The organism is Clostridium intestinale, assembly GCF_035905475.1.
GTDB classification, from domain to species: domain Bacteria; phylum Bacillota; class Clostridia; order Clostridiales; family Clostridiaceae; genus Clostridium_T; species Clostridium_T intestinale.
The window spans coordinates 1,403,938-1,429,374 of record NZ_CP121166.1 but is presented as its reverse complement, the minus strand read 5'-3'; the positions used below and the strand labels follow the sequence as shown (position 1 = coordinate 1,429,374).

Sequence of the window (25,437 nt, the reverse complement as noted above, 5' to 3'; positions counted from 1 at the left end):
GAGGTATATGAATGGTTGTAATAGATGAGAAGTACGAAGGAATTATTTCTGAAGACACATATATAGCACTTGGAAGCTTTGATGGTCTACATATTGGACATTTAACATTAATAAATAAGGCTATTGAGCTAGCTGATAAGTTTAATGGGAAAAGTATGGTTTTTTCTTTTAAAAATCATCCTTTAAGTTTTATAAGGCCAGAATCTGCCCCTAAATTACTAATGAGTAAAGATGAAAAATTATCAGTATTAGAAAAGTTAGGGATAGATATCTGTTGTCTAATAGATTTTAATGAGAATGTTATGAAAATGCAGCCAGAAGATTTCGTAGAGCTTTTGAGTAAAAAGTATAAAGCTAAAGGAATAATAGTTGGATTTAATCATAAATTTGGATACAAAAATAAAGGTGATATTAACCTTTTAAAAAGTCTTGAAGCTGTTTATGGCTATAAAGTTTATGTGTTGGATGCTTATTCTTATGGGGAAGAAGTAGTTAGTTCTTCAAGAATAAGAGAAGAAATATCCAATGGAGATTTAGAGGAAGCTAATAGAATGCTCTCAAGAGAATATTTTTTAGAAGGCAAAGTTATACATGGTAAGAAGTTAGGGAGACAGCTAGGATTCCCTACAGCAAATTTAGAGTATAATAGTAATTATGTATTACCTAAAACAGGTGTATATTATACAAATGTTTTGGTTAATAATGAAATATATAAGGGTATAACTTCAGTTGGATATAATCCAACTGTAAGTGGAGATAAAAAACTTACTGTTGAAACGTATATATTGGATTTTAGTGAAGAAATATATGATTTACAAATGAAAGTATATTTCATTAAAAGGATTAGAGATGAAGAAAAATTTAATTCTATGGAAGAGTTAATAAATCAACTAAAAGACGATAGAAATTTTGCGTTAAATGAGGAAATAAAAATATCTTTTTAAAAATACATTTACAAAAAAAGATGATTTTGCTATAATACCCTTTAGGAACCTACTTCTAAGTGTTAAGAGTAGCCGACTTTTTTCTTGGTAGTAGGGGATAAATTACGGAGGTGTTTTACATGGATAAAATTAAAAAGGCAGAAATTATAGGAAAGTATGCAAGACATGAAGGAGATACTGGATCTCCAGAAGTGCAAATAGCTTTATTAACAGAAAGAATAAACTCTTTAACAGATCATTTAAGAACTCATAAAAAGGATCACCATTCAAGAAGAGGACTTCTAATGATGGTTGGTCAAAGAAGAGGACTATTAAACTATCTATCTGGAATAGATATTGAAAGATATAGAGCTATAATAGAGAACTTAGGTTTAAGAAGATAATTTAGAGCGGTTTATCCGCTCTATTATTTTAATGAGGCAAAATTTGTAAAAATATGTAGAATTTATATTAACCAAAAGGAGGTTAGTTTATGAATAATTTTCATCAAACGACTGTAGCTGGAAGAACTATGAAAGTTGAGTCTGGTAAAGTTGGAATGTTATCAGATTGTGCTATATTTATGAGCTACGGAGATACAGTTATATTAACAAATGTTAATGCATCTGAAAAACCAAGAGAAGGAATTGATTTCTTCCCACTAAGTGTAGAGTATGAAGAAAGATTATATGCAGTAGGTAAAATACCAGGTGGGTTTATAAAAAGAGAGGGAAGACCTTCAGAAAATGCTATTTTAAATGGTAGAGCTGTTGATAGACCATTAAGACCATTATTTCCTAAAGGATATAGAAATGATGTTCAAGTAGTTTGTACAGTAGTTTCTGTGGAAAACGACAATCTTCCGGAAATTTTAGCTATAAATGCAGCATCTACAGCTTTATGCTTATCAAGTATTCCATTTGATACACCTGTTGCAGCTGTACAAATAGGATTGATAGATAATAAGTTTGTAGTAAATCCAACTTCAAAGGAAAGAGAAATTTCTGATATGGAGCTAACTATATGTGCTACTAAGGAAAGAGTAATGATGATTGAAGCTGGGGGAAATGAAATTCCAGAAGAAGTAATGATTAATGCTATATCTTTTGGATTTGAAGAGTGTAAGAAAATAGTTGCTTTCCAAGAAGAAGCTGTGAAAATGTTTGGAAAAGAAAAAAAGGTTCCAAATTTATATCATGTAGATGAAGAGATAGAAAAGAATGTAAGAGATTTTTCATTTAACATAATTAATGAAGCTATGCATATTATTGATAAAGATGAGAGAAACTTATCAATGAATGATGTTAAAGTGAAAATTTCAGAAGAGTTTAAAGAAAAATATCCAGACAACATGAGTGATGTTAACGATGTAGTGTATAGAATTCAAAAAGAAGTAGTTAGAGAAATGCTACTTAAAGAAAAGAAAAGACCGGATGGAAGAGCATTTGACCAATTAAGAAAGATATCTTGTGAGGTTGATATTTTACCTAGAACTCATGGAACTGGTCTATTTACAAGAGGACTTACTCAAGTAATGACTGTAGCAACTTTAGGAGCTATAGGAGATGTTCAAATATTGGATGGAATCGGAGAATCTGTTTCTAAAACATATATGCATCATTATAACTTCCCATCATACAGTGTAGGAGAAGTTAGACCATTAAGAGGACCAGGAAGAAGAGAAATAGGACATGGAGCATTAGCAGAAAGAGCTTTAGAACCATTAATACCTTCACAAGAAGACTTCCCTTATACTATTAGATTAGTATCAGAAGTATTAAGTTCAAATGGATCTACATCCCAAGCTTCAGTATGTGCATCTACTTTAGCCTTACTTGATGCAGGGGTTCCATTAAAGAGACCTGCTGCAGGAATAGCTATGGGATTAATAACTTCAGAAGATTTAACTGAAGAAGGTGTAATCACAGATATTCAAGGTATAGAAGATTTCTTTGGAGACATGGACTTTAAAGTTGCAGGAACTGAAGTTGGAATAACTTCAATTCAAGTAGATACAAAAATTGCAGGTCTTTCTGATTATGTAATAAGAACAGCTATAACAAATGCAAGAAAAGCAAGAATGGAAATTTTAGATAAGATAAAAGAATGCATACCAGAGCATAGAGAAGAGGTTTCATTATACGCTCCTAAAACTTCAACTATGTCTATAGATCCAGAAAAGATAAGAGATGTTATCGGAGCTGGCGGAAAAGTTATTAATAAAATAATAGCTGATACTGGTGTTAAGATAGATATAAAGGAAGATGGAAAGATATTTATTTCTTCATCTGATTCAACAGGAGTAAAAGAGGCTTTAAAAATAATCGAGGGATTAACTAAAGAAGTTAAAGCTGGAGAAGTTTATTTAGGTAAAGTTACTAAAATAGCTAATTTTGGAGCATTCGTAGAAATACTTCCAAGTAAAGAAGGTTTAGTTCATATATCAAAATTAGATGTTAATAGAGTTAACAAGGTTGAAGATATAGTATCGGTAGGAGATGAAATTCTTGTTAAAGTAACAGAAATAGACGCTCAAGGAAGAATAAATCTTTCAAGAAAAGATGCAATAGTGAATACAGAGAAAAAAGATGAAGAATAGAAGGGCATAAATTGCCTTTTTATTTTTTAATATGGAGGTTATTATGTACAATTTATATACACTAGAGAATGGTCTAAGGATTGTAACTGAACAAATAGAACATGTAAACTCCATAAGTGTTGGGGTTATAGTTAAAAATGGTTCTAGAAATGAGACGGAAGATTTAAATGGGATTTCTCATTTCATAGAGCATATGCTCTTCAAGGGAACAGACAAAAGATCAGCTAAAAGTATTGTAGAAGAAATAGAAAATGTAGGTGGTCAAATTAATGCATATACTAGTAAGGAATCTACATGTTACTATATTAAGGCATTAAATACGCACTTAGAATTATCTATAGATGTACTTTCAGATATGATATTGAATTCTAAATTTGATGATGAGGAAATAAAAAAAGAGCAAAGTGTTGTAGTTGAAGAAATTTATATGAGTGAAGATTCTCCAGAAGATGTATTAGGAGATCTTCATGCTGTTTCAGCCTTTTATAAGGATTCTTTAGCTTATCCTATTTTAGGAACTCCAGAAACTGTAAGAAGTTTTGATTCAAGCAAGATAAGAAGTTATATTGAAGAAATGTATACTCCAAGTAATACTGTTATATCAATATGTGGAAACTTTGATGAAATTAAATTGAAACAACTTATAGAAAAATATTTTGGTGATTGGAGTGCATCTAATAAAGAAGCATTTGAATACAATACTCCGGAGATTAAGAGAAGTTTTCTATATACTGAAAAGAATATAGAACAACTACATATAAATTTTGGACTTACAGGAATTAAGCAGGGAGATGAAAGAGGATATAGCCTTTTATTACTAAATAATATATTAGGTGGTGGGGCATCTTCTATACTTTTCCAAAAGGTAAGAGAAGAGTTAGGATTATGTTACTCAATATATTCGTATCTTCTTACATATCAAAATACAGGTACTTTAAATATATATACTGGATTAAGTCCATCTTATGCTGAAAAAGCTATTAATGTAATAAAAGAAGAACTACATAATTTTAGAGGTAGAGAATTTACTCAAGTAGAAATCGACATAAATAAAGAGAAAATAAAAGCAAGTTATATTCTTGGTCTAGAGAGCACTTCCTCTAGAATGTTCAACAATGGTAAATCTGTTTTGTATAAAAATAAGATAGTTACGCCTGATGATTTAATAAAGAAAATAGATGCTATAAACAAAAATTCTATTAAAGAAGTTCAAGAAATTTGTTTTAATGATGGCATTATAAACGGGGCATTTGTAGGTAGAAATGTTTCACTTGAAACTCTTAGCAGTTTATGTCAAAATAATGTTGTATCTTTTAATAAATAAAAATCCTCTTAATATTTTAGTTATAAAATCCCTTCTTAATGAATATTAATTTTTGAGGAGGGATTAACATGAATGATAATACAATTAAAACATTAAGTGAAATTGAAAACTTTGAGATAATTAACGTAAATGATGGAGAGAAGTATAACTATCTTTCTAATAATGACATAATAGTGGATGGCGAAGGAAGACTAAAGTTTCTAATTGTCAATCTAAGTAACTCTAAATTCACTTTTTTTGGTGGAAATGAATATTTAGAAATACCATGGGATTATGTAAAAAAAATTGGGGCAAAAACTATTATACTAGATGTAGAAGAGGAAAACATTAAAAGAGCAAGGCTTTAAATAACAGGGGGAGTGGTATTTTGAAAATTATAGTACAAAAGTTTGGAGGAACGTCAGTTTCGACTCCAGAGAGAAGAAAGTCTGTAGTTGATAAAGTTAAAAATGCAATAAGCGAAGGATATAGTCCTGTAGTAGTAGTTTCTGCTATGGGAAGAAAAGGGGAGGCTTATGCAACTGATACACTATTATCACTTTTAAGCAGTGATTTTAAGGATGAAAACAAACAAGCAGCTGATTTATTAATGTGTTGTGGGGAAATAATCAGTTCGGTTGTAATGAGTAATGTTTTTTATGAAAATAATATAGCTGCAGTTCCTTTAACTGGAGGACAAGCAGGCATACTAACTGATGATAACTTCTCTGATGCAAAATCTTTAAATGTAAGTACTAAAATCCTAATGGATATATTATCTCAAGGAAAGGTTCCAATTGTTACTGGATTCCAAGGAGTGACTCAGGATGGATTTTTAACTACATTAGGAAGAGGGGGAAGTGATACCTCAGCTGCATTAATAGGTGCAGCACTAAAGGCTGAAGCTATTGAAATATATACAGATGTTGATGGTATAATGACAGCTGACCCAAGAATAGTAGAAGAGGCCACATTAATAGATATTATAAGCTATAATGAAGTTTTCCAACTTGCTGAACAAGGGGCTAAGGTTATACATCCAAAAGCTGTTGAAGCTGCAATGAGAGGCAATATTCCTCTTATAATTAAAAATACTATGAGTGATTGTAAGGGAACATTAATTAACAATGTTGGAGATATACAAAACACAAGAATTATAACAGGTATAACTCATCTAAGTGGAAGAACTCAAGTATCTATAAAGAGTGAGGATAATCAAGGAAATAATCATTATAAAGAACTTTTAGATATATTAGCAAATAATAGCATAAGTTTAGATTTAATCAATATCTTCCCAAAGGAAAAAATATTTACAATTGATGATTCAATGAAAAATAGATTAGAGAAGATATTTAAAGATATTAATATAAAATATACTATTATAGAAAACTGTAGTAACTTAGCTATTGTAGGTTCTAGAATGACTGGTATTCCTGGAGTAATGGCTAAAATAATCAAAGCTTTAAGTGATAGTAATATAGAAGTTTTACAAACTGCAGATTCTCATATGACAATATGGTGTTTAATTCACACTGACAATGTTCAGAAGGCAATTAATACATTACATAGAACTTTTGAATTAAGTTAGTATAAAATATATCCTCCTGTACAAAATATAAAAGTACAGGAGGTATGTTTATGTGGAATAATTTTTATGAAATAGATAATAAAAAGTTAAAAGATGATGATAAAATTATAGATAAAAATGACGGTAATGAAAAAAAAGAAACTAAAGAAGAAAATGATGATATTGCGTCTATAAAAGAATTTGGAAATACTTCGGTTTCTAAACCAGACGAAAGAATTCAAATTGTATCTATAATAGGTCAGATAGAAGGGCACATGGTTTCGCCTCCTAATACTAAAACGACTAAATATGAACATGTAATTCCTCAGCTTATTTCTATGGAACAAAATCCAGAAGTTAAGGGTATTTTAATTATTTTAAATACAGTGGGAGGAGATGTAGAGGCAGGTCTTGCTATTGCTGAAATGATAAACAGTCTCTCAAAACCTACAGTTTCTTTAGTTATTGGTGGAGGCCATTCTATAGGAGTACCGCTTGCAACATCTGCCAAAGTATCTTTTATATCTCCATCGGCAACTATGATAATTCATCCTATAAGAATGAATGGACTTGTAATAGGAGTACCTCAGACATTTAAGTATTTTAATAAGATGCAGGATAGAATAAATGATTTTATAGTGAGAACATCAAAGGTTAATAAGGAAAAGTTAACAAAACTTATGATGGAAACTGATGAGCTGTTAAATGATATGGGAACTATACTTATTGGTAAAGAAGCTGTTGATATAGGACTTATAGATGAGGTTGGGGGAATAAAAGCCGCTTTAGATAAGTTAGAATCTATGATAGAATAAATATATAAATAAACCATAGGGTTTCCTGTGGTTTATTTATATTAAAGAGGATATTTGACTAAAATGTAGAATACAAATTTAGGGGTGATAAAATGGCGAGGAAATCTAGTAAAAAAACATCAAATAAAAATAAAAGCAATTCAGATATAAAAGGACTACTTTGGATAGCAGCTGGATTTATTTTAATGATAGGAGTTTATACAGATTTAGCAGGACTTTTTTCAAATATATCTAAGAATATTTTATTTGTTTTAATTGGAATAGGAGCATATGTTATTCCATTATACATAATGTATTATGGAGCATTAATAATAAAATCTAAGGGGAATTTAAGTATTAATAAAAATCTATATCCGGTAACTTTTTTTATGATTAATACAATTTTAATGGTATCTTCTTTAAGTATTGATAGCATAGAAGATAAAAATATTTCTTTAATGGAATTTATATTTAAAGTTTTTGATAATCCTTCGTGGAACAATGGAGGTTTACTTGGAGTAATAATTAGTTATCCTTTGTACAAGCTTTTAGGAATAATAGGATCAATTATTATATATATGCTTATATATGCTATATGCCTAATACTGATATTTGATTTATCAATTTTTGATATAGGATTAAATTTAAAAACTAAAAGTAAAAGCATAAAGGATAAGGTTGGTTCAAAAAACAATATTAAAGAAAAAAAGAAAGAAAATATTCAAATAGAGCCCTATGTTGAGCAGGATGGGTATATAGAAGGAATAAATAAAAAGATTAAGATACTAGACTTTATGAAAAATTCATCTATTCACTCAGATGAAGGAGAGAAGCCTAGAGAGATAGCTGTGTTTCAAATGGGTGATACCAAAAGTGAGTCAAAGAGTGAAAGTAAAAAACTAGACAATAACTTAAAAGAAGTAGTTAATAGAGAGATAACAGAGAAAATAACAGAAAGTAAAGCAGATGTAAAATACAATATACCTAAGTTGGAATACCTAAATACAAACAATAATTTAAATATAAATAAAGAAGATAAAAAGGAACTTATTGCATCTGCAACCAAGTTAGAAGAAACATTAAGTTCATTTGGAGTTGAAGCGAAGGTTCTTCAAGTTACTAAAGGACCTGCGGTAACAAGATATGAATTGCAGCCAAGTGCTGGCGTTAAAGTATCGAAAATAGTTAATCTCTCAGATGATATAGCACTTAGTTTAGCTGCCTCAGGGGTAAGAATTGAAGCGCCTATACCTGGAAAGTCTGCGGTAGGAATTGAGGTTCCAAATAAAGTTATAACTGCTGTATTTCTAAGAGAGGTTTTAGATGAGGAAAAGTTTAAGTCAAGTAGTAGCAGTGTAGCCTTTGCAATAGGAAAAGATATTGCAGGACAATGTGTTGTGGCAGACTTGAGTAAGATGCCTCATTTACTTATAGCAGGGGCAACAGGATCAGGTAAATCTGTGTGTATAAATACACTAATTATGAGTATATTGTACAAATACTCACCATCAGAAGTATCTCTTTTAATGATTGACCCTAAGGTTGTAGAGCTAAGCGTCTATAATGGAATACCGCACCTATTAATTCCTGTAGTTACAGATCCTAAAAAAGCTGCTGGAGCACTTAATTGGGCTGTAAATGAAATGACTAGAAGATATAAGTTATTTGCTGAAACTGGAGTAAGGAATATTCAATCATATAATACGCTAATGGAGAAAGGCGAAACAGAAGAAAAACTACCTTATATAGTTATAATAGTAGATGAATTAGCTGACTTAATGATGGTATGTCCAAATGATGTTGAAGAGTATATTGCAAGATTAGCTCAGATGGCTAGAGCTGCTGGGATGCATTTAGTATTAGCAACCCAAAGACCATCTGTAGATGTAATAACAGGAGTAATAAAGGCAAATATTCCATCTAGAATTTCTTTTGCTGTATCATCTCAAATTGACTCAAGGACAATACTTGATTCATCTGGAGCAGAAAAACTTCTTGGAAAAGGTGATATGTTGTTTTATCCAGTTGGGGAATCTAAACCTCAAAGAATACAAGGGGCATTTATAAGTGAAGAAGAGGTGGAAAAAGTAGTTTCTTCAATTAAATCTGAAATGGAAGAGGCTAATTATGATGAGCAAATAATTGAACATATAAATAGTGAGAGCTCTTCTAATGGTAGTTCATCAAATAATGAGGATGTAGATGAGCTTTTAGATGAAGCAATAAAGGTTGTAGTAGAGAGTGGTCAAGCGTCAGCTTCATATATACAAAGAAGACTTAGAATTGGATTTAATAGAGCGGCAAGAATAATAGAGCAACTTGAAGAAAGAGAGATTATTACTAAAAAAGATGGCTCAAAACCGAGACAAGTATTAATAACTAGAGAAGAAATAGAAGATTTTTAGATAAAATACTTGTTTTAAGTTAAAAAGAGATTTAAAATTAAATTTGTAATTTATTACTTAAGCACAGGAGGAGTTGTTTTGACAAAATATAAAGTAGGCTTAGTTAGCTTAGGTTGTGACAAAAATAGGGTTGATTCTGAAATTATATTGGGACAAATGAAGACAAATTATGATTTCACTAATGATCCAAAAGAAGCTCATATAATAATTGTAAATACTTGTGGATTTATAGAAAAAGCAAAACAAGAATCTATTGATACAATTTTAGAAATGGCTAAATATAAAAATAAATATAATTGTAAGTTGTTAATTGCAACAGGATGTTTAACTCAGAGGTATTCAAAAGAATTAAGTGAACTTATGCCAGAGATAGATATAATGCTAGGAGTTAATGACTATAAAAAAATTAATGAGCATATTTCTAATTACATTGAAAATGAACAAAAAATATTATCCGTAGATTACTCAGATAACAATATAAATGAAGGAGAAAGAGTAATAACTACAGATAAGAGCACGGCATACTTAAGAATTGCAGAAGGTTGTGATAATTTCTGTACTTACTGTATTATACCCAAAATAAGAGGCAAATTTAGAAGTAGACCAATAGACAGTATCATAGTTGAAGCAGAAAAATTAGTTGAAAATGGCGTTAAAGAAATTATATTAGTTGCCCAAGATACAACTAGATATGGGGTTGATATATATAATGGAGAAAAGAAACTACCTACCCTTTTGAAGAAGCTATGCACAATTGAAGGCCTTAAATGGATAAGAATCATGTACTGTTACCCAGAAGAAATAACGGAAGAACTTATAGAGGTAATGGCAACTGAAGAAAAGATATGTAAGTATATAGATCTTCCTATTCAACATATTTCTAATAAAATATTAAAGCTAATGGGAAGAAAGACAACAAAAGAAACTATAACAAATAAGATAGATTCACTTAGAAAAGCTATGCCGAACATTACACTAAGAACTTCTTTGATAGTTGGATTCCCAGGAGAATCTGATGAAGATTTTGAAGAACTAAAGAGTTTCTTAAAAGAGTATAAACTTGAAAAAGTAGGTGTATTTAAATACTCACAAGAAGAAGATACTCCAGCTGCTAATATGAAGGAGCAGATTTCTGAAGAGGTAAAAGAGTTGAGAGAAAAAGAGCTTATGATTTTACAACAGGAAATTTCAACTGAAATAAACAAATTGAAAGTTGGAAGAATTTATGATATTCTTGTAGAAGGATATGATGGAGAATTTTATTCGGCTAGAAGCGAAGAATTAGCACCAGATATCGATGGAAATATACTTATAAAAGGAAAAGACATTGAGATAGGACAATACTTAAAAGCTAAAATAACTGAAGCTTTGGAATATGATTTACTAGGGGTTGTTTGTGATGAATCTTGCTAATAGATTAACTATTATTAGAATTTTTTTAGTTCCTGTATTTTTAATTTTTATTGCACTTAAAATTGATTATGGAACTTTTATAGCAACATTTATATTCATTTTGGCATCTTTAACAGATAAGTTAGATGGATATATAGCTAGAAGTAGAAATCAAATAACTACATTTGGAAAATTTATGGACCCTTTAGCAGATAAACTTTTAGTAACATCTGCATTAATCTCACTTGTTGAACTACAAGTAATGCCTGGTTGGGCAGCTGTTATAATAATTGCAAGAGAGTTTGCTATTTCTGGATTAAGAACCCTTGCCGCTAGTGATGGTGTTGTTATTGCAGCATCTTGGTGGGGAAAAATTAAAACGGTAATTCAGATTATAGCAATCATAGCTTTACTACTAAAAGTGAATATAAATAACTCACAGATATTATTAGAAAAATTCACTTCTAATAATGTATTACATGGGTTATATGTTTATTTACCTGAAGTTTTGTTATATATTGCAGTTGTAATAACAATATTATCCGGAATTGATTATTTTAATAAAAATAAACATACTATTAATACGAATAAGTAGAATAAAATAAATAAATATGGTCTATAATTCTAATAAAAGTTCCAACTAATAATTGGAACTTTTATGTTATATATGTTGACATTAAATAATATGTATTTTATAATATAAATAGAACAAATGTTCGTGAAAGGATGAGATTTAATGGCTAATTTAGATACGGAAAAACTTAAGGCTATAGAGGCCGCTATGGGACAAATAGAGAAACAATTTGGAAAAGGTTCAATTATGAAATTAGGCGAAAATCATGGAATGAGTGTTGATTCTATTTCAACAGGTTGCTTAGACCTAGATATTGCTTTAGGCATAGGTGGTGTTCCAAGAGGAAGAATTATTGAAATATACGGACCTGAGAGTTCAGGAAAAACAACGGTTGCATTACATATTGTAGCTGAAGCTCAAAAGTTAGGTGGAGCTGTAGGGTTTATAGATGCTGAACATGCTTTGGATCCTAGCTATGCTAAAAACTTAGGTGTTGATACAGAAAACTTAATAGTATCTCAACCTGATACTGGTGAACAAGCACTAGAAATAGCAGAAGCTCTAGTTCGTTCAGGCGCTATTGATGTAATAGTAGTAGACTCTGTAGCAGCTTTAGTACCAAGAGCAGAAATAGAAGGAGAAATGGGAGATGCCCACGTTGGATTGCAAGCTAGATTAATGTCTCAAGCATTGAGAAAATTAGCGGGAAGTATTAGCAAATCTAAGTGTGTAGCTATATTTATAAACCAACTAAGAGAAAAAGTTGGTATAATGTTTGGAAATCCTGAAACAACACCAGGAGGAAGAGCACTTAAATTTTATGCATCAGTAAGAATGGACGTTAGAAGAATTGATTCAATAAAGCAAGGTGAAAATGTTGTTGGAAACAGAACAAGAGTTAAAGTTATTAAAAACAAAGTAGCTCCACCGTTTAGAAATGCAGAGTTTGATATAATGTATAATGAAGGTATATCTAGAGAGGGTAACTTAATAGATGTAGGAGTTAAAGAAGGTATAATTCAAAAAAGTGGTGCATGGTTTTCTTATGGAGAAGCAAGACTTGGCCAAGGGCGAGAAAATGCTAAACAATCATTAAAAGAAAACCCAGATTTAGCATTAGAAATAGATAATAAAATTAGAGAAAAATATGGTCTTCCTTTAACAGAAGTTAAAAAGGTTAAAAAGCCTGAAACTGAAAAAATAGAAAAAAAAGTTGAAAATAAATAAATCGCATTGCGATTTATTTATTTTTTTGCTTATTTTTATTAAAAAACAGGGAATAATAAAAATATAGTAACTTTTATAGTAAAGCATACTGCTTGACATAAGAAATAAATTGCTATACAATAATAACAAATACTGGTTTATCATATTACTAAAGAACAGTTAGAATTTAATATGACATCTTTTTACGCTATCTTATTTTTATTTAATATATTATATTTTGAAGATTGCGAAGGAGGTGTTTGTATGGAAATGAAACTTATTTTAATAGATATAGTGGTTCTAGTTTGTTTAGCTGGATTACAATATATAGTAATCAATAAAGTTTCAAAAAATAAAATTGATAATTTAGAAAAAGAAGCAAATGATCTTTTGGAGAATTCCAAAAAAGAAGTAGATTCCTTAAGAAAAGAAGCTATTTTAGAGGCTAAAGAAGAGGTTCATAGATTAAGAACTGACTTCGAAAAGGAATCAAGAGAAAGAAGAAATGAAGTACAAAGATTAGAGAGAAGATTAATCCAAAGAGAGGAAGCTCTTGACAAAAAGGGTGAAGTCTTAGAAAAGAAAGAAGAAACAATTAATAAAAGATTACAAGACATTGATTTAATGGAAGTAAATGCTCAAGAAATTTTAGTTAAAAGAAGACATGAATTAGAAAAGGTTTCTGGATTATCATCTGAAGAAGCGAAACAAATTCTTCTTGATGAAATTAGTAGAGAAATCAAACATGAAAGTGCAATGATGATAAAAGATGTAGAAATGAAAGCTAAAGAAGAGGCTGATAAAAAAGCTAGAGAAATAATTACTACAGCTATTCAAAGATGTGCAGCAGATCATGTTTCTGAGACAACAGTACATGTAGTGGCGCTTCCAAATGATGAAATGAAAGGTAGAATAATAGGAAGAGAAGGTAGAAATATAAGAACCTTAGAAACCTTAACTGGAGTAGATTTAATAATTGATGATACTCCTGAGGCGGTAATACTTTCTAGTTTCGACCCGATAAGAAGAGAAGTTGCAAGAATAGCATTAGAAAAATTAATAGTGGATGGAAGAATTCATCCTGCTAGAATTGAAGAAATGGTAGAAAGAGCTACTAAAGATGTCGAAAACGATATAAAGGAAGAGGGAGAACAAGCTACCTTTGAAACAGGGGTACATGGTTTACATCCTGAGATTATTAAATTGTTAGGTAGATTAAAATACAGAACAAGTTATGGTCAAAATGTTTTAAAACATTCCATAGAAGTTGCTTATTTAGCAGGTTTAATGGCTTCGGAATTAGGCTTAGATGTAAATATAGCAAGAAGAGCTGGATTATTACATGATATAGGTAAAGCAGTGGATCAAGAATATGAAGGACCACATGCATTGATAGGTGGAGACCTAGCTAAGAAGTATCATGAATCCCCAGTAATAGTAAACGCTATTGCTGCTCATCATGGAGATGTGGAAATGATATCTCTAGAGGCAATATTAGTTCAGGCTGCAGATGCTATATCAGCAGCGAGACCTGGTGCTAGAAGAGAAACTTTAGAAGCTTATATAAAGAGATTAGAAAAATTAGAAGAGATTGCAAACTCATATGAAGGTGTAGAAAAGTCATATGCCATTCAAGCTGGAAGAGAGATTAGAATTATGGTTAAACCAGATCAAGTCGATGATGCTGTGGCTATTGAAATGGCACGTAATATCGTAAAAAACATAGAAGAACAGCTAGAATATCCTGGCCAAATTAAAATAAATGTAATTAGAGAGACACGTGCTGTGGAATACGCAAAATAATCGATAGAAAATACATTTTGTTAAAACAAAATGTATTTTTTTTAAAATTATTTATAATAAAAGAAGGAATTTTAAAATACATATAGAATATATATTAAGGGAAAGAAATAATAGTTAACTTCTAATGTAAACGTATGCGGGTACATTATTAATCTAGGAGGTCAAAATAATGGAAGTATTAAAAGTTTCAACAAAATCTAATCCAAATTCAGTAGCGGGTGCTTTAGCGGCAATAATAAAGGAGAAAAATATCGTAGAAATTCAAGCAGTAGGTGCAGGTGCTATAAATCAAGCTGTTAAAGCTATAGCTATAGCTAGAGGATTTGTTGCGCCAAGTGGAAAAGATATAGTATGTGTTCCGGCATTCACAGATATAATAATTGATGGTGAAGAAAGAACAGCCATAAAATTAATTGTTCAACCAAGATAACAAAGAGACAACCCCTTTATGGGGTTTTTTTAGTTTTATTAATAATTATGGAATATTTACATCCATCTAATAAAATGATATATTTTTATTATAAAGATATAGAAAATAGGTGAAGATTATGAAGTATGCTGACTTGCATATTCACTCTACATATTCCGATGGTAACTTAACGCCAGAAGAAATTATAAATATAGCAATTGAAAGAAATGTAAAATACATTTCTATAACAGACCATGACACATTGTCTTCACAATATATTACTAAATACCACTATTCAAACATAAACATAATTCCAGGTATAGAATTTTCTACTGAGTATGAAGATGATATAGAGATACACATATTAGGTTATTGCATAGATGTAGATAACCCTACTCTTAAAAATGTTGTAGAAAAACTTAAGACTTCAAGAATAAAAAGAGTAGAAAGTATTATAACTAAATTAAAAGATATAGGAATAAATATAGATATAAATGATTTATGTGTAAATAGTATATCTACACTTGGAAGATCTCATATAGCTCAGTTATTAGTTAAAAAAGGATACAGTGAGAATTTTAAATTAGCTTTTAAGAATTATTTGATTGAAGGAAAGGCTGGATTTGTTAAAAGAGAAAAAATATACTATAAGGAAGTTTTGGATATCATAAAAAAATCAGGAGGTATAGCGGTTTTAGCTCATCCTGGCGATATACCAAGACAAATGGAACTAGATAATCTATTTAAAAGATTGAAATGTCATGGTTTAAGTGGTGTAGAAATATATCATCCAAGTCATAATAATGAGAAGATAAATACTTTTTATAATCTAGCAAAAAAACACAAGCTTATAATAACTGGTGGGAGTGACTGTCATTCAATAAGCAATAAAAGTTCAAGTCTTATAGGTCAATATGGGGTAAATGAAATACATTTAAATAAATTATTACATTTAGACAAAAGATATGGAGGTAAAATATGAAATTATCGCAAAAAGGGGAGCAATTATCGCCATCAATAACTTTGGCTATAACTGCTAAGGCTAAAGAAATGAAAAGTCGTGGGGTTGATGTAGTAAGTTTTGGTGTTGGAGAGCCGGATTTTAATACACCTTCTAATATTATTAAGGCAGCTATAAAGGCTATGGAAGAAGGCAAAACAAAATATACGCCAGCAGCTGGTATATCTGAACTAAAAAAAGCTATAATTAAGAAATTAAAAGAAGATAATGACTTAATTTATAATGAATCGCAGGTAATTATATCTACAGGAGCAAAGCAATGTTTAGCTAATTTGTTTTTGGCAATTTTAAATCCAGGTGATGAAGTTTTATTACCTGTTCCATATTGGGTTAGTTATCCGGAGCTTGTAAAACTTGCAGATGGTAATCCTGTGTTTGTTGAGTGTTTACAAGAAGATGGATATAAGTTTAATATAGATACCTTAGAAAAGTATGTTACCGAGAAAACAAAGGCTATTCTTATAAATTCACCTAATAATCCTACGGGAACTATATATACTAAAGAAGAATTAATAGAGCTTGGTGAATTTGCTAAAAAACATGATTTGTTTATAATAGCAGATGAAATATATGAAAAATTAATCTACGGAGATTATAAACATATTAGCATTGGAAGTTTAAGCGAAGATGCTTACAATAGAACTATTGTTATTAACGGAATGTCTAAGTCTTATGCAATGACAGGATGGAGAGTTGGATATGCAGCTGGGCCTAAGGAAGTAATTAAGATTATGAGTAGTATACAAAGTCATATGACATCAAATGTGTCTACTATAGGTCAATATGCTGCATTAGAAGCCCTTGAAGGTCCACAAGATGAATTACATGACATGATAGAAGTTTTTCATAGTAGAAGAGATCTAATGGTTAAATTATTAGATGATATAAAGGATTTGGATTATATATATCCTCAAGGAGCTTTTTATGTAATGGTGGATATTGAAAAATTAATAGGTAAGTCTATTGATTCTGTTGTTATAAAAGATTCTTTGACTTTTTCAGATATGCTCTTAGAAAAAGAGAAGGTAGCAGTAGTCCCTGGAATAGGTTTTGGACTAGAAAACTACATTAGATTATCTTATGCTACTTCAAACGATGCCATAATAGAAGGAATAAAAAGAATAAAATCATTTACATTGGCTTTAAATTAAGCAATATTTTAATTTATAGTGTTGAAATTAACTACAAAACAATATATAATGAAATAAGTTATTGATAAACATAACGAAATAAATGCAAAGAGGTGAATTAGATGGTAGTTAAAGAAGTTTTAGTAAAAAACGCTACTGGATTACATGCAAGACCAGCTACTTTATTAGTAAAGAAGGCTTCATCTTTTAAGTCTGATGTTCAAATCGAGTATAATGGAAAAAAAGCAAACGTTAAAAGTTTAATTGGAGTATTATCTTTAGGAGTTACTAAAGATGCTTTAGTAAAAGTTATAGCTTCAGGCGATGACGAAACTTTAGCAGTAGAAGAAGTTGTTAAATTAATAGAAACTTTAGAAGAATAATAAAAAAGGTTCGTATAGAACCTTTTTTTATTGCTCTCTTTTTAATATCATTTTACTTCTAAAAACTAGTGCGACTAAATTTAATCCTGAAACGAATACTATAATATATATTATGCGTTCTAATAGTGGGGCAAATCCAAATAGATAATGAACAAGGTTGAAGTTACATAGACCGTATAAACCCCAATTGATAGAGCCTATAATAACAAATAAAAAAGAAAGTTTGTCTAATAGATTAACTTTATACATATAACCATCTCCCATAATATAATATATGTTTAATTTATATTCATGAAAATTAGTAATATAACTGATATTTTTTATAAAATATGATATAATAAAATGCGAACTAAAATCAATAAAATAACAAATATATTCGTATGGAGGTTTTTATGACTAGAACTGATTTATATAGCACACCATTAAATTCAAGATACGCATCTAAAGAGATGAGTTTTTTATTCTCAGATGATATGAAGTTTACTACATGGAGAAAACTTTGGGTTGCCTTAGCTGAATGTGAGAAAGAATTAGGGCTAAATATAACTGAAGAACAAGTTAACGAATTAAAGGCTAATATATATAATATAAACTATGAGGAAGCTATAAAAAGAGAAAAAGAAGTGAGACATGACGTTATGAGTCATGTATATGCATATGGACTGCAATGTCCTTCTGCTAAAGGAATAATACATTTAGGGGCTACATCATGTTATGTAGGCGATAATACTGATGTTATAATAATGAAGGAAGCTTTATTATTAATAAAGAAAAAGATTGTAAGTGTTTTAGCACTGCTTAAAGAATTTTCTTTAAAATATAAAAATATGCCTACACTAGGATTTACACATTTTCAACCTGCTCAGTTAACTACAGTAGGGAAAAGAGCTACTTTATGGATGCAGGATTTGGTTATGGATGTTGAAAATATAGATCATGTATTAAGTACATTGAAGCTTAGAGGAGTTAAAGGTACAACTGGAACTCAAGCTAGCTTTATGACTCTTTTTGAGGGTGATGAAAGTAAAGTTAAAGCTTTAGATGTTATGGTAGCTAAAAGAATGGGTTTTGAGAAAAGTTATGGAGTAACAGGTCAAACTTACCCAAGAAAATTAGACTCTATAGTTTTAAATACATTATCAGAAGTTGCGCAAAGTGCATATAAATTCTCTAATGATTTAAGACTTTTACAAAGCATGAAGGAAGTAGAGGAACCATTTGAAAAAAATCAAATAGGATCATCAGCTATGGCTTATAAAAGAAATCCTATGAGATCGGAAAGAATAGGAGCTTTAGCAAGGTATGTAATAGTAGATTCACTAAATCCAGCAGTTACTGCAGCTACTCAATGGTTTGAAAGAACATTAGATGACTCTGCAAATAAAAGAATAGCAGTAACAGAAGCGTTTTTAGCTTTAGATGGAGTATTAAATCTATATATGAATATATCTGAAGGTATGGTGGTTTATGAGAAGGTAATAGCGGCTCATGTAAATAATGAATTACCTTTTATGGCGACTGAAAACATAATGATGGAAGCTGTTAAAAAAGGTGGAGATAGACAAGAATTACATGAAAAGATAAGAGGTTATTCTATGGAAGCTTCTCAAAGAGTAAAAGGAGAAGGGTTAAATAATGATTTAATAGATAGAATAATAGCTGATGGTGGATTTGGGTTAACTGAAAATGAAATTAGAGATATAATAGATCCTAATAAGTTTATAGGAAGATCTCCAAGTCAAGTAGAAGAGTTTATAGAAGAGTACATAAATCCTATATTAGAAAACAATTCTGAAGCACTTAATTTAAAAGCTGAAATAAATGTTTAGATGAAGATGAAGTAGAGGAGAAGACTGTTAATTAGTCTTCTCCTTATTTTTTTCTTTTAAGGTTTTAATTTCTGATTTTAATTTCTCGATTTCATTATCTTTTTCGCTTAATGAGAACTTTAATTCGGTGGAAATCTTTAAATTATAATACTTTTCTAAGCTTTCTTTAAGTTCATCAGCTGTAAGTTTTTTTTCTCTTTGAAATTCATCTTTCATTTTAGATATTTCGTCTTTGTTAGTGGTTTTTATAGTAGTAATTTCATCTTTTGCTTGTATTAAAGATGATTGTAAAAACTCTAATTTGCTTTCTATAGAGTTTATATATAGATTCTTTTCTATAATAGTGTTGTTTGATAAGTTTATCTTTTCCTGAAGATCTTTATTTAAAATTTCATATTCTTTTGCTTTGAGATTTTCTTCTTCTAGCTCTTTTATTTTAAAAGATAAAGATTCGTTATCTTTTGTTATTTTATTTATCAGAAATTTATTCTGAGCTTGCATTTCATCATAAACTTTTAATGAAGTCTCTTTTTTATTTAATGATTCTTTAAGTTCTGAAATTTGTTCTTGTAATTTTTCATTTTTATCTTTAATATTTTTTATCTCTTTATTTAATGAAATTATTATATTGCTTTTTTCCTCTAAGTCTTTATTAAATTCTGTTTTAAATCTTTCTTCTTCGGTTAAATTAATCTCTAAAGAAGTTAAATACAAATTTTGTATTCTAGAAATGTATTCTTCAAAAATTTCAATTTCTTTTTTTCTATCCTTAAAGATTTCTTTTGCTTCCTTTAGTTCAAATACATGTAATAAGTTTGCTAAACATTGTTCTTGTGTCATTCCATGTGTTTCAGCTGTTTCTCTAAATGATTTTGTAGTTTCTTCTGATAACCTAAACGTTGTCGCCTTTATTTCTCCCATAATACGCCTCCTGTAATACATATGAATACATTGTAATATATATGTATTACAAAAATCAAGTTTAATTAAAGAAATTGATTTGAAAATTCGATTAAACGTAAAAAATCACTATGATTTTAAGTTGAAAATATATTTGCGCAAAGATAATGTCGCTAAATGCTTATTTAGCGACGTGTTTTAGTTGAAAAAAGAGCGAAAAAGGTATAAAATACTAATTATTAAGGTGACAAAGGAGAAAATTTAATGAAATATGATATAAATATAGCTTACGATGAGAAAATTCCTGAATTATTAGCTGATTTTTTAAATTATCTAAGTACAATCAGAGGGAAATCCCCTAATACTATTGATGGCTACAGAATTGACATTATGATGTTTTTTAGATTTATAGCAATATATAAAGGTAAAGCTCATAAGAATACTGAATTTAATGAGATTGATTTAAGTTTTATAGATGAGGCTTTTATAAATAGTATAAAGCTTTCGGATTTATATGCATTTGTTTCATTTGCAGAAAAACAACGAGAAAACGGAACTTATGCTAGAGCTAGGAAAGTGGCCGCTTTAAAGTCTTTTTTTAATTTTTTATCAGGAAAACAAGGAATAGTTAGAAATAATCCAGCTAAAGAGTTAGAATCTCCAAAACTTAATAAGCGCCACCCTGTTTATTTAACTTTGGATGAGTCTATTAAGCTTTTAAACTCTATGGATAGAAGTTATAAATTTTATGCTAGAGATTATTGCATGATAACTATATTTTTAAATTGTGGAGTGCGTGTTTCAGAGCTTTGTGGTATAAATATATCTAAAATTAAGGGAGATATATTAACTATTATAGGAAAAGGTAATAAGGAGAGAACAGTTTATTTAAACGAAGCTTGCATTAAAGCTTTAGATTCTTATATGATAGAAAGAAAAAAAACAAAAAATATATCCGAAAACGACAATGATGCTCTCTTTATAAGTTCAAAGGGAACGAGAATAAATAAAAGAAGCGTCGAAAGAATAGTAAAGAAATATACGATAGAAGCTGGATTAACTGAGCAAAAATACACTCCTCATAAATTACGCCACACTGCTGCTACTCTCATGTATAAGCATGGAAATGTAGATATAAGAAGCCTTCAAAGCATTTTAGGTCATGATAGCATATCTACAACACAGATATATACTCATGTTGATGATGAGGTCTTAAGAGAAGCTGTAAAACAAAATCCTTTATCAAAGTTATAAACATCTGATTTGTAGAAGTTTTTTCTTTTTATAAACTTCATTAGGCTCAGTATTAATAAGAAACTTGTTTAAATGATTTATAAGCAGTTAACCAGTTAACCATTTAACCAGAAAACTGGTTAACTTCTTAAACAGTTTTCTGGTTAAATGAAAAATCAAATAAAAAAGGATAAAGAGATTTTTTTTAAAATCTCTTTATCCTAATTAATCCTGGGTAAATCTCCTCTGAGTTTTCTTCTAATGCAATATCATCATCTAAAATATTTTGAACATCATCTATATATTCGATGTGATCCCATGCATCTTCGTACTCTTCTTCCTCAAAAAAGTTGGATTCATCAAAAACTTCTACACTATCTTCTTGATCATCTATTTCTTCTTCAAGAGTAAGGGATTCACTTGCTTTTATTGAAGTTTCTTCAGATACTTTAGCTATTTCTTCGATTTTAATAGCCCTGATGTCTACTCCCTCAGCTTCTAAACATTTTCCGCAATTATCACAGATTTTATTTGAATCATATATACAATTATCGTCATCTACAAATTCAGAATCATTAAAAACATTGGTCTTATCCATTATAATTCTCCTTTTATTTTATTACAAACAAGATTATATCAAATTAGTATAAACTAATCAAATTAACTTATGGGAACATAGGTTTGAATATTTGAAATACGTATGTTATAATAGGAATCAGTTAGAGAGGTGTTAATAATGACAAGGGATAAACAATCAGAAATATATAAATTTCTTAAAACTTATACTGAAAACAAAGGATACCCACCGTCTGTAAGAGAAATATGTGAGGCTGTAGATTTAAAGTCAACCTCAACTGTTCATGGTCATCTTAAGAGACTTGAGAAAAAGGGTTTTATTAAAAGGGATCCTACTAAGCCAAGAGCTTTAGAAATAGTTGAATTAAATGCAGCGAAAAGAGAAATGCTTAACATACCTATAGTTGGTAAGGTTACTGCTGGAACTCCTATATTAGCTACACAAAATATAGAGGATTCATTTCCTATACCTATTGAATATATAAAACATGATAGAGAATTATTTATGCTTAAGGTTTCTGGTGAAAGTATGATTGATGCTGGAATTAATGATGGTGATTTAGCTATTATTGAACAATGCACTACTGCTTTAAACGGAGAGATAATAGTTGCTTTAATAGAAAATGAAGCTACTATTAAGAGATTTTTTAAGGAAAAAGATCATATAAGACTTCAACCAGAAAATAAAACTATGGAGCCTATTATAGTTGATGACTGTGCTATATTAGGTAAACTTGTAGGATTATTTAGAGCATATTAAAAAACTGGCGTTAAGCCAGTTTTTTATATTATGCAAATTATAGATTACTGTATATTTAATACCTTTGATAAAGCTATAAGTATACCTATTTTAGCGTGATCAAAGGTTAAACCACCTTGAAGGTATGCTATGTATGGTTCTCTAATTGGTGCATCAGCAGATAATTCTATACTTGATCCTTGAATAAAGGCACCAGCTGCCATTATAACTTGATCATTATATCCTGGCATATCCCATGGCTCACACTCTAAAAATGAATCTATAGGAGAGCCTTTTTGTATTCCCTTACAGAAAGCAATAAGCTTCTCTTTGTTTCCAAACTTTATAGCTTGAATTATATCACTTCTTTTGTCGTTAAACTTAGGAAGCACTTCAAATCCAGCAAGTTCGAATATTCTTGAACAGAAAATAGCTCCTTTTAGTGCTTCAATTGCTATATGTGGGGCTAAAAACAATCCTTGGTACAAGCTTCTCATTACGCCAAAAGTTGAACCACACTCCCCTCCTATTCCAGGAACAGTTAGTCTGTAGGCAGCTTGAGTAACATACTCTTCTCTACCTGCTATATACCCTCCTGTTGGAGCGATTCCACCACCTATATTTTTGATTAATGAACCTGCTATTAAATCTGCACCTACTTCTGTAGGCTCTTTAGTATCTATAAATTCTCCATAGCAGTTATCAACAAAAACAATTACTTCATTTTTTATGCTTTTAATAAAGTGTATAGCTTTTTCTAAGGCGTCTAAACTAAAAGAATTTCTCCAACCATAACCTGTACTTCTTTGTAAGTGTACTAATTTTATAGAAGAATCTTCTTTTAATATTTTTTCTATCTCATCGTAATTAAAATCCCCTGATTCAGTTAAATCAATTTGTTTATAATTTACTCCATATTCTTTTAAAGAACCTATCTTTTTGCCTTCATCAAGACCTATTATATTATGTAGTGTATCATATGGTGTTCCTGTTACGGCAAGCATAGTGTCATTTGGACGAAGATTACCGAACAAGGCTGTACCTATTGCATGAGTTCCATTTACAAAGTGTGGTCTTACTAGAGCGCTTTCTGCCTTAAATATGTGTGCATATACCTTATCTAGAGCATCTCTACCAATGTCTCCATAACCATAACCAGAAGAATTGGTAAAATGAGAGTCGCTTATTCTTTCTTCTTGAAGAGCTTTTAAGACTTTAATTTGGTTATACTCTCTTATCTCATCATAGATTTTAAATTGATCTTGAATATCCACTATTGTTTTATTATATAGATTTATAGTTTCTTCACTTATATTATATTGACTCTTTATATATTCTATTGTTAAATCTAACATTTATATCCTCCGTTTTTTAAATACTTCATCAAATAAAAGCTCTCTATGCACTGCATAGAGAGTATATATTATACATTCTCGTTATTAAATAAAATTATTTTTGCAGGGTTTATAGTTGAAATGGCATGCTTATATATCATCATCTGCTTTCCATCACAATCTAAAATTACAGTAAATGCATCAAAACCTTTAACGTATCCTTTTAATTGAAAGCCATTTGTAAGGTATACAATTACAGCTATTTTATTTTTTCTTGCGCCATTTAAGAAGATATCTTGCAAGTTATTATTTTGCTTATTCATATAAACTCATCCTCCATATTTCCATAAGAAATTAATTCTATTATACTCTTAAGATTGTATTATGTCACCAGTTATTTTGTTAACAATATCTATATCACCATCAAAAGTATCCTTGTCTATAAATATAGATCTAGGATCTTTTCTAAACCAAGTAAGCTGTCTTTTAGCATAGTTTCTACTTCCTTGCTTAATTGATTCTATAGCAAATTCTAAAGAGGTTTTGTCATTAAGGTAATCTAGAAGCTCTTTATATCCAATACCCTTCATTGACTGCATATCACTTGTTAATCCCATGTTTTTTAGAGTTTTAACTTCATCAAGAAGACCTTTTGACATCATAAGATCTACTCTATAATTTATTCTTTCATAAAGATTAGATCTATCCATATTCAAAACATAATAATATAAATCATAATCACAGTTATATATACTTTCTCCTAGATTGTAAGATGAAAATGGTTTTCCTGTTAAATGATACACTTCTAAAGCGCGGATTACCCTCTTTACATTATTATAGTGAATCTGCTCGGAGGATACTTGATCTACTTCTTTAAGCATATTATGTATAAATTCATTTCCATGCTCTTCTGATAGCTTAAGTAGCTGTGCTCTATACTTATCATCTTTTTCACTTTCAGTAAAAGTCATATCACAAATTATAGAATTTATATATAATCCAGTACCACCAACTATTATAGGTAACTTTCCTCTAGAATAGATGTCTTCCATAATCTTTAGACACATATCTTTAAAATCCGAAACTGAAAATTCTTCTCTTGGATCAAGAAAGTCTATTAAATAGTGAGGAATATCACACATTTCTTCTCTTGAAATTTTAGCTGAACCTATATCCATATGTTTATAGATTTGCATGGAATCAGCTGAAATGATCTCTCCATTTAATTCTTTTGCAAGTTTAACAGCTATATCGCTTTTCCCAACTGCTGTAGGACCACCTATAACTAATAATTTCTTTTTGTTTGTTTTATTCATT

25 protein-coding genes are annotated in these 25,437 nt (G+C 29.9%); 19 read left to right on the top strand and 6 right to left on the bottom strand.

Features of this window, described 5'->3' with window-relative positions; genetic code table 11:
- The first annotated feature begins 11 nt into the window (after window positions 1-11).
- The 16 genes from P8F83_RS07405 (at window position 12) to P8F83_RS07330 (ending at window position 17,509) form a co-directional block, all read left to right on the top strand.
- Window positions 12-944, top strand: a complete 933-nt coding sequence (locus P8F83_RS07405; protein ID WP_326514098.1) for a bifunctional riboflavin kinase/FAD synthetase — start codon at window positions 12-14, stop codon at window positions 942-944.
- Between the two features lie 119 nt (window positions 945-1,063).
- Complete coding sequence (gene rpsO / locus P8F83_RS07400; RefSeq protein ID WP_021802097.1) at window positions 1,064-1,327, top strand: 30S ribosomal protein S15; 264 nt, start codon at window positions 1,064-1,066, stop codon at window positions 1,325-1,327.
- An 89-nt stretch (window positions 1,328-1,416) separates the two neighbouring features.
- Entirely contained in the window at window positions 1,417-3,522 is a 2,106-nt protein-coding gene (locus P8F83_RS07395; RefSeq protein WP_326514097.1) for a polyribonucleotide nucleotidyltransferase, read from the top strand.
- A gap of 43 nt (window positions 3,523-3,565) precedes the next feature.
- A complete protein-coding gene (locus P8F83_RS07390; RefSeq protein WP_326514096.1) occupies window positions 3,566-4,846 on the top strand; it encodes a M16 family metallopeptidase in 1,281 nt (426 codons plus the stop codon).
- 68 nt (window positions 4,847-4,914) lie between these two features.
- Entirely contained in the window at window positions 4,915-5,193 is a 279-nt protein-coding gene (locus P8F83_RS07385) for a YlmC/YmxH family sporulation protein (RefSeq protein ID WP_073015996.1), read from the top strand.
- Window positions 5,194-5,213: 20 nt separating this feature from the next.
- Window positions 5,214-6,413 carry an aspartate kinase gene (dapG, locus tag P8F83_RS07380; protein WP_326514095.1) on the top strand — a complete coding sequence of 400 codons (1,200 nt, stop codon included), beginning with the start codon at window positions 5,214-5,216 and terminating at the stop codon, window positions 6,411-6,413.
- Between the two features lie 50 nt (window positions 6,414-6,463).
- Entirely contained in the window at window positions 6,464-7,207 is a 744-nt protein-coding gene (locus tag P8F83_RS07375; protein ID WP_326514094.1) for a ClpP family protease, read from the top strand.
- Between the two features lie 92 nt (window positions 7,208-7,299).
- Window positions 7,300-9,591, top strand: coding sequence for a DNA translocase FtsK (locus P8F83_RS07370; protein WP_326514093.1), 2,292 nt, complete (start codon window positions 7,300-7,302; stop codon window positions 9,589-9,591).
- Between the two features lie 78 nt (window positions 9,592-9,669).
- Window positions 9,670-11,004, top strand: coding sequence for a 30S ribosomal protein S12 methylthiotransferase RimO (rimO, locus tag P8F83_RS07365; protein WP_326514092.1), 1,335 nt, complete (start codon window positions 9,670-9,672; stop codon window positions 11,002-11,004).
- Window positions 10,991-11,578, top strand: coding sequence for a CDP-diacylglycerol--glycerol-3-phosphate 3-phosphatidyltransferase (gene pgsA / locus P8F83_RS07360; protein ID WP_073016007.1), 588 nt, complete (start codon window positions 10,991-10,993; stop codon window positions 11,576-11,578). Before rimO ends, pgsA begins: the two co-directional genes overlap by 14 nt.
- A gap of 141 nt (window positions 11,579-11,719) precedes the next feature.
- A complete protein-coding gene (gene recA / locus P8F83_RS07355) occupies window positions 11,720-12,784 on the top strand; it encodes a recombinase RecA (RefSeq protein WP_073016010.1) in 1,065 nt (354 codons plus the stop codon).
- A 249-nt stretch (window positions 12,785-13,033) separates the two neighbouring features.
- The gene (gene rny, locus P8F83_RS07350; protein WP_315113311.1) at window positions 13,034-14,566 is read left to right on the top strand and encodes a ribonuclease Y; all 1,533 of its coding nucleotides are present in this window, start codon (window positions 13,034-13,036) and stop codon (window positions 14,564-14,566) included.
- A 169-nt stretch (window positions 14,567-14,735) separates the two neighbouring features.
- Window positions 14,736-14,996 (top strand): stage V sporulation protein S, encoded by a 261-nt coding sequence (locus P8F83_RS07345; RefSeq protein ID WP_073016013.1) that lies wholly within the window; start codon window positions 14,736-14,738, stop codon window positions 14,994-14,996.
- Between the two features lie 118 nt (window positions 14,997-15,114).
- Window positions 15,115-15,957: a PHP domain-containing protein gene (locus P8F83_RS07340; RefSeq protein WP_326514091.1), complete on the top strand. Its 843-nt coding sequence runs from the start codon at window positions 15,115-15,117 to the stop codon at window positions 15,955-15,957.
- A complete protein-coding gene (locus P8F83_RS07335; RefSeq protein WP_326514090.1) occupies window positions 15,954-17,147 on the top strand; it encodes a pyridoxal phosphate-dependent aminotransferase in 1,194 nt (397 codons plus the stop codon). The genes P8F83_RS07340 and P8F83_RS07335 overlap by 4 nt, the downstream gene beginning before the upstream one ends.
- Window positions 17,148-17,248: 101 nt before the next feature.
- A complete protein-coding gene (locus P8F83_RS07330) occupies window positions 17,249-17,509 on the top strand; it encodes an HPr family phosphocarrier protein (RefSeq protein ID WP_021802084.1) in 261 nt (86 codons plus the stop codon).
- A 27-nt stretch (window positions 17,510-17,536) separates the two neighbouring features.
- On the opposite strand, the gene P8F83_RS07325 is transcribed toward P8F83_RS07330, so the two are convergent.
- Entirely contained in the window at window positions 17,537-17,758 is a 222-nt protein-coding gene (locus P8F83_RS07325; RefSeq protein WP_021802083.1) for a DUF378 domain-containing protein, read from the bottom strand.
- A gap of 143 nt (window positions 17,759-17,901) precedes the next feature.
- On the opposite strand from P8F83_RS07325, the gene purB reads away from it, so the two are divergent.
- On the top strand, window positions 17,902-19,338 hold the full coding sequence (purB, locus tag P8F83_RS07320) for an adenylosuccinate lyase (RefSeq protein ID WP_326514089.1): 1,437 nt from the start codon (window positions 17,902-17,904) through the stop codon (window positions 19,336-19,338).
- Between the two features lie 27 nt (window positions 19,339-19,365).
- On the opposite strand, the gene P8F83_RS07315 is transcribed toward purB, so the two are convergent.
- Window positions 19,366-20,259, bottom strand: a complete 894-nt coding sequence (locus P8F83_RS07315) for a coiled-coil domain-containing protein (RefSeq protein WP_326514088.1) — start codon at window positions 20,257-20,259, stop codon at window positions 19,366-19,368.
- A 243-nt stretch (window positions 20,260-20,502) separates the two neighbouring features.
- Between P8F83_RS07315 and P8F83_RS07310 the strand changes: the two genes are divergently transcribed.
- The gene (locus P8F83_RS07310) at window positions 20,503-21,492 is read left to right on the top strand and encodes a tyrosine recombinase XerC (RefSeq protein ID WP_326514087.1); all 990 of its coding nucleotides are present in this window, start codon (window positions 20,503-20,505) and stop codon (window positions 21,490-21,492) included.
- A 184-nt stretch (window positions 21,493-21,676) separates the two neighbouring features.
- Here the strand turns inward: P8F83_RS07310 and P8F83_RS07305 are convergent, their stop codons facing one another.
- Window positions 21,677-22,069 (bottom strand): hypothetical protein, encoded by a 393-nt coding sequence (locus tag P8F83_RS07305; RefSeq protein ID WP_326514086.1) that lies wholly within the window; start codon window positions 22,067-22,069, stop codon window positions 21,677-21,679.
- A 138-nt stretch (window positions 22,070-22,207) separates the two neighbouring features.
- Here P8F83_RS07305 and lexA point away from each other — a divergent pair, with 138 nt between their 5' ends.
- Complete coding sequence (gene lexA / locus P8F83_RS07300; RefSeq protein ID WP_073016030.1) at window positions 22,208-22,807, top strand: transcriptional repressor LexA; 600 nt, start codon at window positions 22,208-22,210, stop codon at window positions 22,805-22,807.
- 44 nt (window positions 22,808-22,851) lie between these two features.
- Here the strand turns inward: lexA and P8F83_RS07295 are convergent, their stop codons facing one another.
- The 3 genes from P8F83_RS07295 to miaA form a co-directional block, all read right to left on the bottom strand.
- Window positions 22,852-24,141, bottom strand: coding sequence for a methionine gamma-lyase family protein (locus P8F83_RS07295; RefSeq protein WP_326514085.1), 1,290 nt, complete (start codon window positions 24,139-24,141; stop codon window positions 22,852-22,854).
- Between the two features lie 68 nt (window positions 24,142-24,209).
- Complete coding sequence (gene hfq / locus P8F83_RS07290) at window positions 24,210-24,443, bottom strand: RNA chaperone Hfq (RefSeq protein WP_021802076.1); 234 nt, start codon at window positions 24,441-24,443, stop codon at window positions 24,210-24,212.
- Window positions 24,444-24,491: 48 nt separating this feature from the next.
- Window positions 24,492-25,436, bottom strand: coding sequence for a tRNA (adenosine(37)-N6)-dimethylallyltransferase MiaA (miaA, locus tag P8F83_RS07285; protein ID WP_326514084.1), 945 nt, complete (start codon window positions 25,434-25,436; stop codon window positions 24,492-24,494).
- Window position 25,437 lies beyond the last annotated feature (1 nt).

Coding starts and splice junctions, on each gene's coding strand:
- P8F83_RS07405 (WP_326514098.1), top strand. CDS start 12: ATGGTTGTAATAGATGAGAAGTACGAAGGAATTATTTCTGAAGACACA.
- rpsO (WP_021802097.1), top strand. CDS start 1,064: ATGGATAAAATTAAAAAGGCAGAAATTATAGGAAAGTATGCAAGACAT.
- P8F83_RS07395 (WP_326514097.1), top strand. CDS start 1,417: ATGAATAATTTTCATCAAACGACTGTAGCTGGAAGAACTATGAAAGTT.
- P8F83_RS07390 (WP_326514096.1), top strand. CDS start 3,566: ATGTACAATTTATATACACTAGAGAATGGTCTAAGGATTGTAACTGAA.
- P8F83_RS07385 (WP_073015996.1), top strand. CDS start 4,915: ATGAATGATAATACAATTAAAACATTAAGTGAAATTGAAAACTTTGAG.
- P8F83_RS07375 (WP_326514094.1), top strand. CDS start 6,464: ATGTGGAATAATTTTTATGAAATAGATAATAAAAAGTTAAAAGATGAT.
- P8F83_RS07370 (WP_326514093.1), top strand. CDS start 7,300: ATGGCGAGGAAATCTAGTAAAAAAACATCAAATAAAAATAAAAGCAAT.
- pgsA (WP_073016007.1), top strand. CDS start 10,991: ATGAATCTTGCTAATAGATTAACTATTATTAGAATTTTTTTAGTTCCT.
- recA (WP_073016010.1), top strand. CDS start 11,720: ATGGCTAATTTAGATACGGAAAAACTTAAGGCTATAGAGGCCGCTATG.
- rny (WP_315113311.1), top strand. CDS start 13,034: ATGAAACTTATTTTAATAGATATAGTGGTTCTAGTTTGTTTAGCTGGA.
- P8F83_RS07345 (WP_073016013.1), top strand. CDS start 14,736: ATGGAAGTATTAAAAGTTTCAACAAAATCTAATCCAAATTCAGTAGCG.
- P8F83_RS07340 (WP_326514091.1), top strand. CDS start 15,115: ATGAAGTATGCTGACTTGCATATTCACTCTACATATTCCGATGGTAAC.
- P8F83_RS07335 (WP_326514090.1), top strand. CDS start 15,954: ATGAAATTATCGCAAAAAGGGGAGCAATTATCGCCATCAATAACTTTG.
- P8F83_RS07330 (WP_021802084.1), top strand. CDS start 17,249: ATGGTAGTTAAAGAAGTTTTAGTAAAAAACGCTACTGGATTACATGCA.
- P8F83_RS07325 (WP_021802083.1), bottom strand. CDS start 17,758: ATGTATAAAGTTAATCTATTAGACAAACTTTCTTTTTTATTTGTTATT.
- purB (WP_326514089.1), top strand. CDS start 17,902: ATGACTAGAACTGATTTATATAGCACACCATTAAATTCAAGATACGCA.
- P8F83_RS07315 (WP_326514088.1), bottom strand. CDS start 20,259: ATGGGAGAAATAAAGGCGACAACGTTTAGGTTATCAGAAGAAACTACA.
- P8F83_RS07310 (WP_326514087.1), top strand. CDS start 20,503: ATGAAATATGATATAAATATAGCTTACGATGAGAAAATTCCTGAATTA.
- P8F83_RS07305 (WP_326514086.1), bottom strand. CDS start 22,069: ATGGATAAGACCAATGTTTTTAATGATTCTGAATTTGTAGATGACGAT.
- lexA (WP_073016030.1), top strand. CDS start 22,208: ATGACAAGGGATAAACAATCAGAAATATATAAATTTCTTAAAACTTAT.
- P8F83_RS07295 (WP_326514085.1), bottom strand. CDS start 24,141: ATGTTAGATTTAACAATAGAATATATAAAGAGTCAATATAATATAAGT.
- hfq (WP_021802076.1), bottom strand. CDS start 24,443: ATGAATAAGCAAAATAATAACTTGCAAGATATCTTCTTAAATGGCGCA.
- miaA (WP_326514084.1), bottom strand. CDS start 25,436: ATGAATAAAACAAACAAAAAGAAATTATTAGTTATAGGTGGTCCTACA.